The sequence below is a fragment of the Fictibacillus nanhaiensis genome (assembly GCF_036213205.1).
GTDB lineage: Bacteria > Bacillota > Bacilli > Bacillales > Fictibacillaceae > Fictibacillus > Fictibacillus nanhaiensis_E.
In genome coordinates, this window is sequence record NZ_JARMFC010000013.1 from 78,494 (window position 1) to 94,120 (window position 15,627).

The window sequence follows — 15,627 nt, forward strand, 5'->3', positions numbered from 1 at the left end:
ACACAAAAAAACCATGAGCAACATACCTGCCCATGGTTTAAAACAATAAAAAAAGGATAGGGTAAGGTTACTTTGTGATGTACTTTAATGTTTTAACTGAAAATGGACAGACTCCGCCAATTTTAGAAGATACATAAGTAATTGCACGGAAAACAACCAACCAGTTAAACATTTGTACACCTTTAAGCATGCCTTACACCTCCTTTTAAGAATTTATAAAATATTCTAGTAATAGTATATGGTATTATTGCTTAATATGCAATTAGTATTAAAGTTAAGTAGAAAGAAAGGTTATTTGCTTTTTTTGTCGAAATAGTTTTAAATATTTATATTATTCTGAAAAGGGTGTGTCTTATGAAGGTAAAATCCAACTATCTAACTAAATCTAAAGTAACGTATGTAACAGAGAACATGTCAATCAGCGAAGCTCGATATACCATTATTCAATCAGGGTATCGCTGTATACCCGTTTTGGATGAATCAGAACAAAAATTTGTAGGTCTACTTTTTAAAGAAACTACTTCTGATTATATTATTGATAATGTTGGCTCAGTTAAGGACCATGTTAGTAGAATTGTAGAAGAGAAAGACGCTTTTATTCATGAAAATACAGCTTATTTCAAAGTACTTTTCACAATTAGACGCCTACCATTTATGGCTGTTGTCGATGATAATCATAACTTCTTAGGAATCATTACTCACTCAAAAGTAATGGATATACTAGAAGATTCTTATGGCATTAAAAAAGGTGGTTATTCTTTAACAGTTTCTACGACTGAAGGAAAAGGTTCATTAAGAAAGCTATTTACAGCTATTCATGAAGAGTACAATATTGAAGGTGTTTTCACACAAGACGCAGGTAAGCAATTCCTCCGCAGAGTTGTAATCACGTTCAATGAAAGTGTTTCTCGTGAAGAAATCGATGAACTTGTTCACCGAGTGGAAGCGAATGGATTCAAGGTGGCAGATATTGAGGATCTTAGAACATTTTCAAGTGTTCAATAATACAAAAAAAACGTTCCCTTTTTATGATTGGGAACGTTTTTTCTTTACGTTGAGAGAACGTTCAGTTGTTCAAAGAATGAAGGGTACGAAACAGCGATTGCTTCACTGTTTGTAAGTATTGTTTCTCCTTCTGCAATACAAGCGGCAACACTTAACATCATTCCGATTCTGTGATCACCGTAACTTTGTACAGAAGCTCCTCGCAAGGAAGACTTACCATTTATGATCATACCGTCTTCTGTAGCTTCTATGTCTGCACCCATTTTCTTCAGTTCGTTTACGACGGTCTCAATTCGATCCGTTTCTTTCACTCGTAGTTCATGTGCGTCTTTTATGATTGTCTTTCCTTCTGCTTGAGTTGCAGCTAAAGCTATAATTGGAATTTCATCGATCAGTCTAGGGATAAGATTACCTTCAATAACTGTTCCTTTTAATTCAGAGCTTTTTATGACTAAATCTCCAAAAGGTTCTGAAGCCTCATCATTACTATTTTTGTAGGTTATTTCTGCCCCCATATTTTTAAGCACATCTAATATTCCGGTACGCGTTGGATTTAATCCTACTTTTTTTAACGTAATCTCACTGTTAGGAACGATTGCACCAGCTACTAAAAAGAAGGCTGCTGAAGAAATGTCACCTGGCACTTCAATATGGGTCCCTTTTAACTTCTGGCCACCAGCGACCGAAACAGATAGATCATCCGTTTCTACTTCTACTCCAAACGCTTTTAGCATGCGTTCTGTATGGTCTCTTGATTTGAAGGGTTCTTTTACAGAAGTTGTTCCTTCTCCATCTAACCCTGCTAGAATAATAGCTGATTTTACTTGAGCACTAGCGATTGGAGATGTGTAATGAATACCTCGTGTTTCACCGCCTTTAATGTGAATTGGGACCTTGTTTCCTGAATCATTCCCATCAATCGCAGCTCCCATTTCTTTTAAAGGTTTGGTAACGCGATTCATTGGTCTTTTAGCGATTGATTCATCACCCGTTAAGATCGATTCGAAAGGTGTATTAGCAAGAATACCTAGCATTAGCCTGATCGTAGTACCCGAATTCCCTACGTACAAATCTTCTGAAGGTGGTGTTAATCCTGTAAGACCTTTTCCTTCTACTGTTACTTTTTCACCTTCTTGTAAGATCGTAACGCCGAGTTTCTTGAAACATGAAATGGTACTTAAGCAATCTTCACCTGTTAAAAAACCATCAATTGTCGTTATACCTTCTGCAATGGACCCAAACATGACTGCTCGATGCGAAATGGATTTGTCACCAGGCACTTTAATAGATCCCTGTAGTCGTTGAATCGGTTGTAAATGTTTTGTCATAGAATAGTGCCTCCTTATAAAGTAATTTGAGTTAAATAATTCTCATTCTGTAGAATATCTTGTGCTTGATCTCGATCATTATCATCTTGAAAACTCAATCGAAGTACTCCGTTGAGTCCTTCTCTTACTTCTAAAATACTCAAGTTAATAATGCTGATCTCTGATTGTGCCAAAAGTGCAGTAATATGAGATAAAGCACCTACTTTATCGAGGATATCAACATATAGATCTGAAAACGGATGGATCGCACCTTTTGACCGAACAGGTAAAGAGTCACGGAATGATTTTGCTCCATCAAAGTAATCATAGAGTTCCGCTTCATCTCCCTTTTCTACGAACTTTATCACCGTATCCATCTCATTTTTCCATTCATGTAAAAGAGTAAGAAGATGTGACTTATTTTGGCTGACAATATCGCTCCACATTTTAGGAGAGCTAGAAGCAATGCGCGTAATGTCTCTGAATCCTCCTGCAGCAAGTTGTTGAATCAACGGTTTTTCCTTCGCATGATGCTGTGCTACTCTCACTAGGCTTGAAGCGACAAGATGCGGAAAGTGACTTACGATGCCAGTAAGAAAATCATGTTCGTCTGGATCAGTAACGAGAAATTTAGCTCTTGTCCCTTTCAGCCAACTCTTTGCTTCATCTATATCGACATCAGTAGTTATAGAGTTTGGTGTTAAGAAGTAAAAAGCATTTTCCAATAGATGCACCTTTGCACTTTCCACTCCCGTTTTATGTGATCCAGCCATAGGATGACCACCAATAAAACGAATACTAGAAGCCGCAAGTGTCTCTGCTTTATTCATAATAGATTTTTTTGTGCTTCCAACATCCATTACTAACGCACCAATGACAGGTGAAAGTGATGCTAATTTCTCCATCACCTGTAACGTTGCTTCGACAGGTGTTGCAATTATTATAAGATCTGCTATTTGGGCAATCTCAGTAAAGTCTGTAACAACTTCGTCAATTACGCCTATTTCTGCTGCAGTTACACTGTTCTCAGCATAAACGTCATACCCATAGATTGTTGCTTCGTGTTCTTGTTTGATAGAAAGAGCGATTGAACCACCGATCAATCCAACTCCTATTAGTAAGACGTTCTTCATATATGCATACTCCTTTTTAAATCTCTCCAATAAAAGAAGATAATTTACTCTCTAAATCTTCTGAAGTAAAAGGTGATAAATAAGGCTTACCGAAACCGTTCAGCAGCACCATTTGAATCATCCCTTTTTCAGCTTTTTTATCTTTTTTCATACGATTGACTAGTGAGGAAGCAGATAAGTGCTTAGGAAATGATGGATAACCTAAAACTGTTAACCAATCCTTTAGTTCTTTTCCAAGAATTTCAGTATCTTCATCAAGTGAAAGTGCAAAAAGCATGCCTAATGCAACGGCTTCACCATGAGTAATCCCTTTGTATTGAAGCACCCCTTCTATGGCATGACCGAGTGTATGACCAAAGTTCAAATAAGCTCGAATACCTTTTTCTTTCTCGTCCTGTGTGACGATAGCATTTTTTATTTCGATGCCTTTTATAAGAGCTTGCTGTAGAGACTCACCTTTTAGATCATTGATGTCGTTAATGTTCTCACGCAACGAACGATATAGATTTTCATCAGCGATCAATGCGTGTTTAATGACTTCTGCAAAACCAGATCTTTTTTCGTTTGTTGGTAAGGTAGTTAAGAAGTCTGTAGAGTATATCACCGCTTCAGGTTGATGAAATACCCCGATCATATTCTTACCTTCAGGATGATTGATTCCCGTTTTTCCCCCTACAGCACTATCATGTGCGAGTATAGTAGTGGGGATTTGAACAAAGCGAATACCTCGCATAAAAGTTCCTGCGACAAATCCAGCAAGGTCACCGATCATTCCGCCTCCAAGCGCAACAACAACCGATGTGCGGTCGAGATCTTTACTTAAAGCATAGCTTTGGCAAGCCATATAATTTTCAAAAGACTTCTGATCATCACCAGCCTGAATCTGAATCGTTTCATGAGTGAAAGCATCACCAATCACTCTTTGTACGTTTTCTAAATAGAGTTTACCGACGTTTTCATCTGTAATGATTAAAAGCTTCTTAGGTGAAGGATTCAGGCTTTCTAATACTGTTTTAAGCTCATTAATAACGTTTTCTCCAATAAAAACCGGGTAGTTTTTTGAAGGTGTTGTTATGTGTATCGTGTTCATTTAAAACACCCTTGCACGTTCTTGGTGCTGTACGATATTTTTCTTAATCACTTCCATGTTATCTTGTCCAAATTGGTTGACTAGCGCACTTGCAAGCTCCCATGCAACAACAGATTCTGCTACAACACTTGCAGCAGGTACAGCACAGCTATCAGACCGTTCAATGCTTGCCGCGAAAACTTCTTTTGTTTCAATATCCACACTGTTTAGCGGCTTATAAAGAGTAGGAATCGGCTTCATCACACCACGCACAACAACTGGCATTCCAGTCGTCATTCCTCCCTCAAAGCCTCCGGCGTTGTTTGTTCTTCTTGTATAACCGCGTTCAATATCCCAAACAATCTCATCATGCACTTCACTTCCAGGTTTTCGTGCTGCTTCAAATCCAATACCGATCTCAGCACCTTTAAATGCATTGATACTCATAATAGCTGCCGCTAATCTGGCATCTAGTTTATTATCATAATGAGTGTAGCTCCCCACACCTACTGGCATACCTTCAACGATTACTTCAACAACTCCACCGATCGAGTCTCCGTTATCTTTTGCGGAATCGATCGCTTCCATCATCGTTTTTTCAACATTTTTATCAAAACATCGTACAGGAGAGACCTCCGTTTTTTCACGAAGTTCGTTTAAGGATTCATAAGAAGTATTCTCGGCTATTACTCCTCCAAGTTCTAACACATGACCACCAACTTCAACACCAAGTTCTTTAAGAACCTTTTTCGCAACAGCACCAGCCGCAACTCGAACTGTTGTTTCTCGGGCTGAAGACCGTTCTAGCACGTTTCTCATATCTCGATGGTTGTATTTGATAGCACCGTTTAGATCTGCATGACCCGGTCGAGGTCTAGAAATAACACGTTTTACTTCTGCATTCTCGTCTTCGAGTGGTTCAGCACCCATAATCTTCGTCCAATGAGTATAGTCTTTGTTTTCAACTACGAGTGTGATCGGTGAGCCGAGCGTTACACCGTGACGTACACCACTTACGATCTGAACTTGATCTTTCTCAATTTGCATACGACGGCCACGCCCATGCCCTTTTTGGCGTCGAGCAAGTTCTTCGTTAATGTCTTCTGCTACTAGAGGCAAACCTGCTGGTACACCTTCAATGATTGTTGTTAGTTGAGGGCCGTGTGACTCCCCTGCTGTTAAATATCTCATCTTCTATTCCTCCTGCTTGCCTGTTTTTGATATAGAAAACCCGGCTGAAGCTCTTATCTTCGAGTCAGCCTTGGTCGTACTTATACTGCCCTTTTTAACTAGTTGGTCTTGTAAAAATTGTTCTGATAGTACAAAAAAGTCCCTGCTAATAAGCAGGGACGAATTATAATCGCGGTACCACCCTGACAGCAAAGAATATATCTTTGCCACCTTCATTTTGTTAACGGAAATTTTCCGGCTTTTTTACAAAAGCATGCTCAAGAATTGTAATTCGCGAAAGGCTGTGTACTGATTTGCACCACCATCAGCTCTCTAATAACAGGGAACCATTCCACTACTGCTGTTCTTTCATTGCGATTTGTTTTATAAAGTTATAAACAGTTTTAGCACGTTGAAGCGCTGTTGTAAAGGAAATTCATTCATTTTTCTTAAAATTTACATTAGCTTCATCTATATGTCAAAAAGCTTGTAGATCAAACTGAAAAATAATTTATATCTTTTTTTGTGTAAGTACTTGACATTCTTTTGAAATCCCTTTAAAGTTACAAACAATACTTTATGAGACACACGCTTTAAAGCACGAAAGTGTCTATGTATCGATGTATATAAATATAAGCCTATAAGCGGCCGCGATATAGGAACTAATGACACGAGTATAAATATGGGGAGGAACCACACATGTCAAACGAATTAGTAGACTTACGCAAACAGATGGATGATATTTCTTTAAAGATTTTAGAGCTTTTAAATGAACGAGGTAATGTTGCACAACAAATTGGAAAGCTTAAAGAAATGCAAGGAGTTAAACGATTTGATCCTGTAAGAGAAAGAGAGCTATTAGATCTGATTGCTTCTCATAACGATGGTCCGTTCGAAACATCAACGGTGCAGCACATCTTCAAGCAAATCTTCAAAGCAAGCTTAGAGCTCCAAAAAGATGATAATCGAAAAGCATTACTCGTATCTCGTAAAAAGAAACCTGAAGATACAATTGTAAATGTAAAAGGTGAAAAGATTGGTGACGGTAATCCTCACTTCATCATGGGTCCTTGTGCGGTAGAAAGCTACGAACAAGTGAAGCAAGTAGCAGAAGTAATTGCAGAAAAAGGATTAACGTTAATCCGAGGTGGCGCATTCAAACCGCGTACGTCTCCTTACGACTTCCAAGGACTTGGACTAGAAGGATTAAAAATTCTTCGCAAAGCAGCAGATGAACATCAACTTGCTGTTGTAAGTGAAATTTTAAATCCGAACGACATTGAGATGGCTCTAGATTATGTTGATGTGATTCAGATCGGCGCACGTAACATGCAGAACTTTGACCTGTTAAAAGCAGCGGGATCTGTGAACAAGCCTGTATTACTGAAGCGTGGGTTAGCTGCGACGATTGAAGAATTCATGTACGCTGCTGAGTACATCTTGGCTCAAGGTAACTCACAAGTCATTCTGTGTGAACGCGGAATTCGTACGTACGAGAGAGCAACTCGTAACACACTTGATATCTCAGCGGTACCGATTCTTAAAAAAGAAACGCATCTCCCAGTAGTTGTGGACGTAACACACTCAACGGGCCGAAAAGACCTTCTCCTCCCTGCTGCTAAAGCGGCAATGGCGATCGGAGCCGATGCCGTTATGGCTGAGGTGCATCCTGATCCAGCAGTAGCACTATCAGATTCAGCGCAACAGATGAACATTCCAGAATTCCACGAATTCATGGACGCTCTATTAAACAAGGAAAAAAAGAAAATTCATTCATAATAGATAAAAAAAGCCTGGCTCAATGAGTCAGGTTTTTTCTTTGGTCACTTAAATGCTTAGCCTTCAAAATATTCTTTGTAGTATCCACCTATTTTTCCTGTGTTATCTACTACAAAATAAAATTCCTCTGTTTCATTTTTTAGTTCATATGATTTGCCAGCAGTCAAAGCACGGTTAACCATATATTTTTTTGCATCGGTATGTACACATTTAATCTCGCGAATTGTTTCTCTGTTTGCCCACTCTAAATGAATCATGAAGCCTCTCTCCTTTAAGTAATTCTTTTGTTAAATCATAATGTGCCCTGCCCTATCTGTCAAATTCATTTCATTGAGCTCCTTTCCTAGTATTTCACGGATCGTTTCGGTTAATATGATAAGGAAGATATTATTAGAATGGAGAACTATATATATGAAAGCATTAGTTTTTGACTCCTTCGGTGGTCCGGAGGTTTTAGAATATCGTGAAATTAAGAATCCAATCAAAGGTGATCAAGACATTTTGGTAGAAATGAAAGCCATTGGTTTAAACTTCGCTGATGTTTATAGAAGAAAAGGCAATTATCATCTAGAAGGAAAGCCTCCTTATATTCTAGGTTATGAAGGAGCAGGAATCGTTAAAGAAGTTGGCAGTGCTGTTAATGGTGTTTCTGTTGGAGATCGAATCGCATTCGCAGATGTACCCGCTGCAAACGCAGAACTGGTCGTTGTCCCGAATGAAAAAGCAATACCCATTCCAGAAGGTGTATCCTTTGAATCAGCAGCCTCTCTTTTGCTACAAGGTTTGACTGCACATTATCTGACTAGAGACAGTTTTTCGATTAAACAAGGTCATGTTGCATTGGTTCATGCTGCCGCAGGCGGTGTTGGACAGCTATTGATTCAGATTATTAAGTTGCTTGGCGGTAAGGTTATTGGTCTAACATCTTCAGAAGAAAAACGTCAGGTCGCTTTAGAAGCAGGAGCAGATTCGGTATTCTTATATAATGATAATTGGAAAGAAAGCGTATTGAGTGAAACTTCCGGTAAAGGTGTAGACGTTGTTTATGAGTCTGTCGGTTCTACGATAATGGAAAGTTTTGAAGTTACAAGGATTGGTGGAACCGTAGTATTCTTTGGTATGGCTGGGGGTGATCCAGTGTCCATTGATCCTCGCATGCTCATGGATACTTCCAAGACGTTGACTGGAGGCGACTTGTGGAATGTTCTAACCTCTCACGAAGAACGTGTAAAACGTTCAAGCGAGTTGTTTGAATGGATTAAAAATGGAGATGTAAAAATTACAGAAACATCTTTCTCATTACGTGACGGAGCAAAAGCTCATGAGTATTTGGAGAGTAGAAAGAGTACAGGTAAGATTTTGTTGATACCTTAATATAATATTGGTTAACAAAAATTTGGTGGCTGCTGATTGCAGCTGCCTTTTTTTGCACATTAGTTGCAATATGCAAATGTTTCGTTGTTCAGATAGATGTACTTTGCAAGTGTTGTCGCTTGCGTTTTGCAAGTATTATTGAGTTTTAATATAGTAGGTTCGTTTATCATTTTTTGTTAGATTGAAATAACATTATGAGTAGAGCTATTCAGGAATCGGAAGCTGGTACGTTGCTGAATTTGTAGGGCCACTCGGAGTAATATTCATGGATTTCAGAAGATTTTTCATACAAGTAGATGAATCGATGTGTAAAAAACGTCTTAACGCTTTGTTCTTTACAGGTTCATCAAAGATGAGTGCATAGTCTTGGATTGCTCTTATATGAGCATCATTGGACTTTCCATAGCACCTAGAACAAACCCAGGTACTTCTCTCTCGATGCATAGGAACATGATTGCAGTCTGGACAAAAGACTCCGGTAATAATGTCCGTTTTCTTGATGTTATGTGTTTTTAACACGTCTGGATTATGCTTTTCGTGTTGCTTTAATAGCTTTGTAGTAAATTTTGAATGGTCTTTCTTTGAGAGGATTTCTTGATGGAACGTCGTAAAGTCTTGAACTTTGTTAACTAGACCCTTAGCTCGAATAATATGGGCAGCTTTTTTTCCATAATGCGGTGATAACGTTATAAAAGATTTAGGGTTTGTTAGAACAACGAGGGAATGAAGTGGGATTTTAGGCAACTGATTTCTTTTCAACCAGCTTTCCAAATACGATTTTTGTTGTTGGACCTGGTTCACTGGATCGGGAAATGTTTCATCTACACCATTTTTCGTTCGTTTCATCTGATCGAAGTGATGATCAAAATATAGGTCACCCGAGAGATTTTTAACCTCGAGCAAAACGCCAAACGAAGAATGAAGAATCAGACAGTCGATTTGAAAGTAATATTTCTTTTCTTTATCTCTCGGAAGTCGCAAGTCATGAAAAATGAGGTATGAATTCTCATCCAAATCGTGCAGATAATAATTTAATGCCACTTCACCTCTATAACCTGCAGAATATCTTGCAAATTCAATTTGTAATTCACCGTATTTCAGGTGATTGTGTACTAATCTTTGTAAGATGGAGTCTAATTTTAATAATTTCAGGGGCTTTGTACGTGGTTTTTTTATCAAGGTATCACCTCTAGCTTTTAGTACATATTTCATTCGATAAAAATTGATAAAATACCTTTATTTTCAGCAATGGTTTGATGAATAATTTTTTGCTCGGAATTTAGATTGTGCACAATTAAGTCTAAAATGAAGAAATTAAGTCGGAATGGACGATCATTAAGTCGTGCAGCGCACCAATTAAGCCGATACCAACACTAATTAAGTCGAAAATCAAAAATAAAGGCCATTCGACAAATCCAGCCGCCACCTTCATACTCGCTAACCTTCCCATACGCTACGAAAACCCTGTTAAAACCCTAAAAAAACACCCCCTGCAAGCCGCAGGGAGTGTTCCATATCATCATTACGTTACTAAACATTAACCTTCTAAAAGAAGTGATTCTGGATCTTCAAGAAGTGATTTAATCGTTGTTAAGAAGCTTACTGCTTCTTTTCCGTCTACGATACGGTGATCATAAGAAAGCGCGATGTACATCATTGGACGGTTTTCCATGCGCTCTTTATCAATCGCTACTGGTCTCCATTGAATCGTGTGCATTCCAAGGATACCAACTTGTGGTGCATTCAAGATAGGTGTTGATAGCATTGATCCGAAGATACCGCCGTTCGTGATCGTAAATGAACCGCCTTGAAGGTCTTCTAGTGATAGCTTTTTAGAACGTGCCTTCTCAGCTAAGTTTCCGATCTCTTTTTCAATACCTGCGAAGCTTAGGCGATCAGCGTTGCGAACAACTGGTACAACTAGTCCTTCTTCTGCTCCAACTGCGATTCCGATATCGTAGAACTTCTTAAGTACCATTTCATCGCCTTGAATCTCAGCATTAATTGCAGGGAACTTTTTCAGTGCTCCAACAACAGCTTTTGTGAAGAATGACATGTATCCTAATTTAACTCCGTTTTGCTCATAGAACTTGTCCTTACGACGAGCACGAACTTCGTTGATCGCCGTCATATCAACTTCATTAAACGTTGTAAGCATCGCTGCGGTTTGTTGAGCTTCAACTAAACGTTTAGCGATTGTTTGACGTCTACGAGACATCTTCACGCGCTCTACAGGTTTCTCAGGGTTTACCTCTTCTACAGAAGCAGCAGGTTTAGATGCAGACGCTGCTGGCTTAGATGCCGGAACAGCTTTCTCCGTGCTTCCGCCTTCAGCATGACGTTTCACATCTTCCGTGCGAACGCGTCCAAGAGGATCGCGAGCATTCACTTCAGAAAGGTCGATACCTTTTTCTCTAGCAAGCTTGCGAGCTGCAGGAGATGCAATCGGGCGATCAGAAGCTTTCACTTCTTCTTCAGCCGCGTCTTTTTCAACGACTGACTCTTGTTTTTGTTGAGTTGGAGCTGCTTTTTCTTCTGTCTTTTCTTCTGCTGCAGGTTCTGCAGACTCAGAAGCTCCGCCTTCAATGATAGAAGCAATAATATCGCCAACTGCTACAGTGTCACCTGGTTCAACTTTGATATTTTTTAGAACGCCATCACGCTCTGCACTGATTTCAATGTTTACTTTATCAGTTTCGAGCTCTACTAAATCTTCACCTTTAACAACTGTGTCGCCTTCTTTTTTAAGCCATTGTGCTACTGTACCTTCTGAAATTGATTCGGCTAACTCCGGAACTTTAACGTCAAACATGTTCACGGCCTCCCTCTCGCGATTGAATGTCTAGTGCTAATGATGTTTGGATGATTTGTTCTTGTTCTTTTTTATAGATGTCTGGTTCCCCACCAGCCGTACTCGAACGTTCTTGACGTCCAATATAAGAAACGTGAGCTTTTGGTGCTACAGCACGAAGTTTTGGTTCGATGTATAACCATGATCCCATGTTTTTCGGCTCTTCTTGCACCCAGATCAAGTCTTCAACGTTTGGATACTCTTTTAATAACACATTCATCTCTTCTTCTGGGAACGGGTAGATCTGTTCAACACGAACGATATGCATCTCCGTTCTTGCTACTTGATCTTGCTCAAGTGCTTTTTCAAGATCAATCGCAATCTTACCAGAGCAAAGCAAGATTTTCTTCACTTTGTCTTTTTCTTTGCCTAGACCTGGCTGTTGTAACAATGGCATAAAGTGGTCGCTTTCAAAAGCTTCCGCCATGGATGCTACTTTCGTGTCACGCAGCAAGCTCTTAGGTGTCATAACGACTAACGGACGAACTTCATCCATAGATAAGAGCTTAGCTTGACGTCTTAGCAAATGGAAGTACTGTGACGCTGTACTTACGTTAGCAACTGTCCAGTTATTCTCTGCACCTAACTGTAGGAATCTTTCTAGACGTGCACTTGAATGCTCAGGTCCTTGACCTTCATATCCATGAGGAAGAAGCATCACCATACCGGATTTTTGTCCCCACTTCGCTCGACCTGCTGATAAGAACTGATCGAACAGAACTTGAGCAACGTTCGCGAAATCTCCGTATTGTGCTTCCCAAATAACAAGCGTTTCAGGTGCAAACACATTATAACCATACTCAAAACCAACAACTGATGATTCTGAAAGTGGACTGTTATGGATTGCAAACGAAACATCGATGTCATCCATCGCATGCAACGGAGAAAACTTCTTTCCGCTCTCACTATCATTTAAAACAAGGTGTCTTTGGGCGAACGTACCACGCTCAGAGTCTTGCCCCGTAATACGAATCGGTGTTCCATCCTTGAGGATAGAAGCGAAAGCTAATGATTCAGCCATACCCCAATCAATTTTTTCCCCTTGGAACGACTTGCGTCTACGTTCAAGGATTCTCTTGATTTTAGGGTAAACATTAAAATCTTCTGGGAACTTTAGCATGTTCTCTGTAAGTTCTTGAAGATCACTAACTGAAATTGTGGTATCGATATCAGGAAGTGCTTTCGATAACGGATCAGGAAGTCGTGTGTCTTCCAATTTAAACTTTTCTTTGCGGCCTTGAACTTTTTCATATTCAGTCTGATGTTTCGTTAATACATCATCTTCAATGGATTTTACATCTTCTTCAGATAGTACATCTTCTTTAACAAGCTGTTTTGCATAAACGTCACGAACCGTCGGATGACTGTTTACTTGTTTATACAATCTCGGCTGTGTTGCAGATGGATCGTCCATTTCATTGTGACCGAATCGACGATAGCCGATCAAGTCGATCAGAACGTCTTTTTGGAACTTTTTACGATATTCATAAGCAAGATGTACAGCTGCAATACACGCTTCTGGATCATCAGCATTTACGTGAATAATAGGAATCTCAAAACCTTTAGCAAGATCACTCGCATATTTCGTCGAACGAGAATCGCCACTATCCGTTGTAAAACCTACTAGGTTATTTGCGATGATATGAAGTGTTCCACCAGTCTGATACCCTCTAAGACGACTTAAGTTCAATGTTTCAGCAACGATTCCTTCACCAGGAAAAGCAGCATCACCATGAATAAGAATTGCAAATGCTTTAGAAGTATCTTGAACCGGATACCCTTTCTTGTCACGCGTTTCCTGAGCAGCTCTTGTATATCCTTCGACAACTGGATCTACATACTCTAAGTGACTCGGGTTGTTCGCAAGAGAAATTTTAATTTTGTGAGATTGATCGGTTTCAACCAAACGACTAGCACCTAAGTGGTACTTTACATCTCCAGTCCAACCAAAGTTAATTCCTCTCGAACCTTCAGAAGGAATTAGCTCCTTGTTTGGAGAATGATGAAATTCAGAGAAAATTAATTCATAAGGTTTGCCAAGAACGTGAGCAAGTACGTTAAGACGCCCACGGTGAGCCATTCCGATCAAAGCATGTTCTGCTCCGTCACGGCAGCCTTCTTTAGCTGCTTCATCAAGCATCGGTACCAGCATATCAACGCCTTCGATTGAGAAACGCTTTTGTCCAACGAATGTTTTATGAAGGAATTTCTCAAATCCTTCAACTTCACTCAGACGTGTTAAAAGGTTTTTCTTATCTTCAGCAGAGAATTTAGGGTAATGTCGGCTTGTTTCAACCATGGTGTTTAACCATTGGCGTTCTTCAGTCTCGTGTACATGACTGAATTCATAAGCGATGGTTTTTGTATACACTTCCTGAAGCATCTGAATCGCTTCAAAGCCGTCTTTTACACTAGATGGCGCTTCTTTCCAAATAAAGGAAGGTGGTATCGCTTTCAAATCTTCTTTCGATAAGTTAAATTCTTTCGGGTCAATATGGTGGTGATCTTTCGGAAATTCCCCTACTGGGTATAAGTCAGCTGCTAGATGACCGTATGTGCGAATGTTTTCTGCTAATTTTAGTGCAGCTGCTAATTTCTCGAAATCCAATCCATCAAAACTCTGTGCAGTACGTTGATTTGATTCAGAGCCCTCAATCGGAGGCCCCCAAGCATCAAATTTCTCTTTGAATGAACTGTCAACAGATTCCGGATCCACACTATATTGATCATATAGTTCAAGGATGTAGGCCATATTTGGTCCACTTAGTCCCTGCCAAGGATTTTCTGATTTGGAACGTTGATGACTCATCTTTTGTTCCCTCCTGCTTCCCTTTGTAAGTATTGTGCTGTTGCTGTTAACAGGTGATTCATCATTTCTCGCCATTGAATTTTTCCCTATTTAAAGCGCTCTCAAACAATGAATGAAAAGAACCTTATCATTGATAAGGTTTCAACTGTAACAATGGTCATTGCCATTATACTATATTTTCGCAGAAAGTGAATTTTGTTTTTTACGATTTATGAGATAATTTGCCCATTTTGTTCTGCTGACCGTAAAAATAAGGAGTGCAATCCATATCAAGGTAAATGAAATGACATGAATCTGACTAAATGTTTCATGATACAAAAATACACCTAATACGAGCATGATAGTTGGAGCAATGTATTGTAGAAAGCCGATCATCGTCATTGAGATCCTTTTTACACCTTGTGCAAAGCAAAGTAATGGTACTGCAGTTACAAGTCCAGCTCCCCATAAAAGCAATGTCGTAGAAGTGCCTCCAGAGATGAATGACGTCTCTCCGTTCCATTGAAGATAGATCAAATAAATGAACGCAAATGGAAAAACAAACATCGTCTCAAATGTTAAGCCCGTTAACGAGTCAAAACTCCCAAGTTTTTTTACAAGTCCATACAGGCCGAACGAAAGAGCTAAAGAAACAGCCACCCAAGGAAATTCTCCATGTTGCCAAGTTAATAGAAAAACACCGCAGGAAGCTAACAAAAAAGAAACTAGCTGCCAGCTGTTTAATTTTTCTTTCAATACGAGCATCCCTAGAATTACACTAACTAGTGGATTAATATAGTAGCCTAAGCTCGCTTCAACAACATGGTCTGTATTGACGGCCCAAATATACATGACCCAATTTCCGCTTATCAGTAGTGAGGCAGTAAAAACGGAAAGAAATTGTTTCTTATTACCAAAGAGCACTTTTACATCTCTAATAAGAGTGTTTTTCTTTTTTAATAGGAACATTACAGCAATCATTAAAAGAAAAGACCATAAAATACGGTGTGCTAAAATCTCAACGGAACCTGCTGATTGAAGTGGTTTCCAATACAGCGGAAGAAATCCCCATATTAAATAAGAAAAAGCGGCGTACCATATACCCTTCGTATGTTCGTTTAATTTCATTGTCCGTTCCTCGATCCCATAAT

Annotated in this window: 13 protein-coding genes and 1 other annotated feature; of the genes, 3 read left to right on the forward strand and 10 right to left on the reverse strand. The window is 39.3% G+C overall.

Annotated elements, in window-relative coordinates:
• Positions 1–67: 67 nt before the first annotated feature.
• Positions 68–190 carry a hypothetical protein gene (locus tag P4V41_RS13800; protein WP_328085623.1) on the reverse strand — a complete coding sequence of 41 codons (123 nt, stop codon included), beginning with the start codon at positions 188–190 and terminating at the stop codon, positions 68–70.
• Between the two features lie 164 nt (positions 191–354).
• Here P4V41_RS13800 and cbpA point away from each other — a divergent pair, with 164 nt between their 5' ends.
• The gene (gene cbpA, locus P4V41_RS13805) at positions 355–1,005 is read left to right on the forward strand and encodes a cyclic di-AMP binding protein CbpA (protein WP_328085624.1); all 651 of its coding nucleotides are present in this window, start codon (positions 355–357) and stop codon (positions 1,003–1,005) included.
• 44 nt (positions 1,006–1,049) lie between these two features.
• Here cbpA and aroA read toward each other — a convergent pair whose 3' ends face one another.
• The 4 genes from aroA to aroC are packed head-to-tail and all read right to left on the reverse strand — an operon-like array spanning position 1,050 to position 5,705.
• Positions 1,050–2,333, reverse strand: a complete 1,284-nt coding sequence (aroA, locus tag P4V41_RS13810; RefSeq protein ID WP_328085625.1) for a 3-phosphoshikimate 1-carboxyvinyltransferase — start codon at positions 2,331–2,333, stop codon at positions 1,050–1,052.
• Between the two features lie 14 nt (positions 2,334–2,347).
• The gene (locus P4V41_RS13815) at positions 2,348–3,445 is read right to left on the reverse strand and encodes a prephenate dehydrogenase (RefSeq protein WP_328085626.1); all 1,098 of its coding nucleotides are present in this window, start codon (positions 3,443–3,445) and stop codon (positions 2,348–2,350) included.
• Between the two features lie 16 nt (positions 3,446–3,461).
• On the reverse strand, positions 3,462–4,535 hold the full coding sequence (gene aroB / locus P4V41_RS13820) for a 3-dehydroquinate synthase (protein ID WP_328085627.1): 1,074 nt from the start codon (positions 4,533–4,535) through the stop codon (positions 3,462–3,464).
• Positions 4,536–5,705, reverse strand: a complete 1,170-nt coding sequence (gene aroC / locus P4V41_RS13825) for a chorismate synthase (RefSeq protein ID WP_328085628.1) — start codon at positions 5,703–5,705, stop codon at positions 4,536–4,538.
• A gap of 151 nt (positions 5,706–5,856) precedes the next feature.
• Positions 5,857–6,066 (reverse strand) — a binding site (T-box leader).
• A gap of 317 nt (positions 6,067–6,383) precedes the next feature.
• On the opposite strand from aroC, the gene P4V41_RS13830 reads away from it, so the two are divergent.
• Positions 6,384–7,463 carry a bifunctional 3-deoxy-7-phosphoheptulonate synthase/chorismate mutase gene (locus tag P4V41_RS13830; protein ID WP_066394116.1) on the forward strand — a complete coding sequence of 360 codons (1,080 nt, stop codon included), beginning with the start codon at positions 6,384–6,386 and terminating at the stop codon, positions 7,461–7,463.
• A gap of 56 nt (positions 7,464–7,519) precedes the next feature.
• Here the strand turns inward: P4V41_RS13830 and P4V41_RS13835 are convergent, their stop codons facing one another.
• On the reverse strand, positions 7,520–7,720 hold the full coding sequence (locus tag P4V41_RS13835; RefSeq protein ID WP_328085629.1) for a DUF6501 family protein: 201 nt from the start codon (positions 7,718–7,720) through the stop codon (positions 7,520–7,522).
• A 154-nt stretch (positions 7,721–7,874) separates the two neighbouring features.
• Here P4V41_RS13835 and P4V41_RS13840 point away from each other — a divergent pair, with 154 nt between their 5' ends.
• A complete protein-coding gene (locus tag P4V41_RS13840; protein ID WP_328085630.1) occupies positions 7,875–8,837 on the forward strand; it encodes a quinone oxidoreductase in 963 nt (320 codons plus the stop codon).
• A gap of 204 nt (positions 8,838–9,041) precedes the next feature.
• Here the strand turns inward: P4V41_RS13840 and P4V41_RS13845 are convergent, their stop codons facing one another.
• From P4V41_RS13845 to rarD, 4 genes are all read right to left on the reverse strand, one after another.
• Positions 9,042–10,016 carry a nuclease-related domain-containing protein gene (locus P4V41_RS13845; protein WP_328085631.1) on the reverse strand — a complete coding sequence of 325 codons (975 nt, stop codon included), beginning with the start codon at positions 10,014–10,016 and terminating at the stop codon, positions 9,042–9,044.
• A gap of 358 nt (positions 10,017–10,374) precedes the next feature.
• The gene (odhB, locus tag P4V41_RS13850; RefSeq protein ID WP_328085632.1) at positions 10,375–11,649 is read right to left on the reverse strand and encodes a 2-oxoglutarate dehydrogenase complex dihydrolipoyllysine-residue succinyltransferase; all 1,275 of its coding nucleotides are present in this window, start codon (positions 11,647–11,649) and stop codon (positions 10,375–10,377) included.
• The gene (locus P4V41_RS13855) at positions 11,642–14,497 is read right to left on the reverse strand and encodes a 2-oxoglutarate dehydrogenase E1 component (RefSeq protein WP_328085633.1); all 2,856 of its coding nucleotides are present in this window, start codon (positions 14,495–14,497) and stop codon (positions 11,642–11,644) included. Before P4V41_RS13855 ends, odhB begins: the two co-directional genes overlap by 8 nt.
• Before the next feature lie 171 nt (positions 14,498–14,668).
• Entirely contained in the window at positions 14,669–15,604 is a 936-nt protein-coding gene (gene rarD, locus P4V41_RS13860) for an EamA family transporter RarD (protein ID WP_328085634.1), read from the reverse strand.
• Positions 15,605–15,627: the final 23 nt, after the last annotated feature.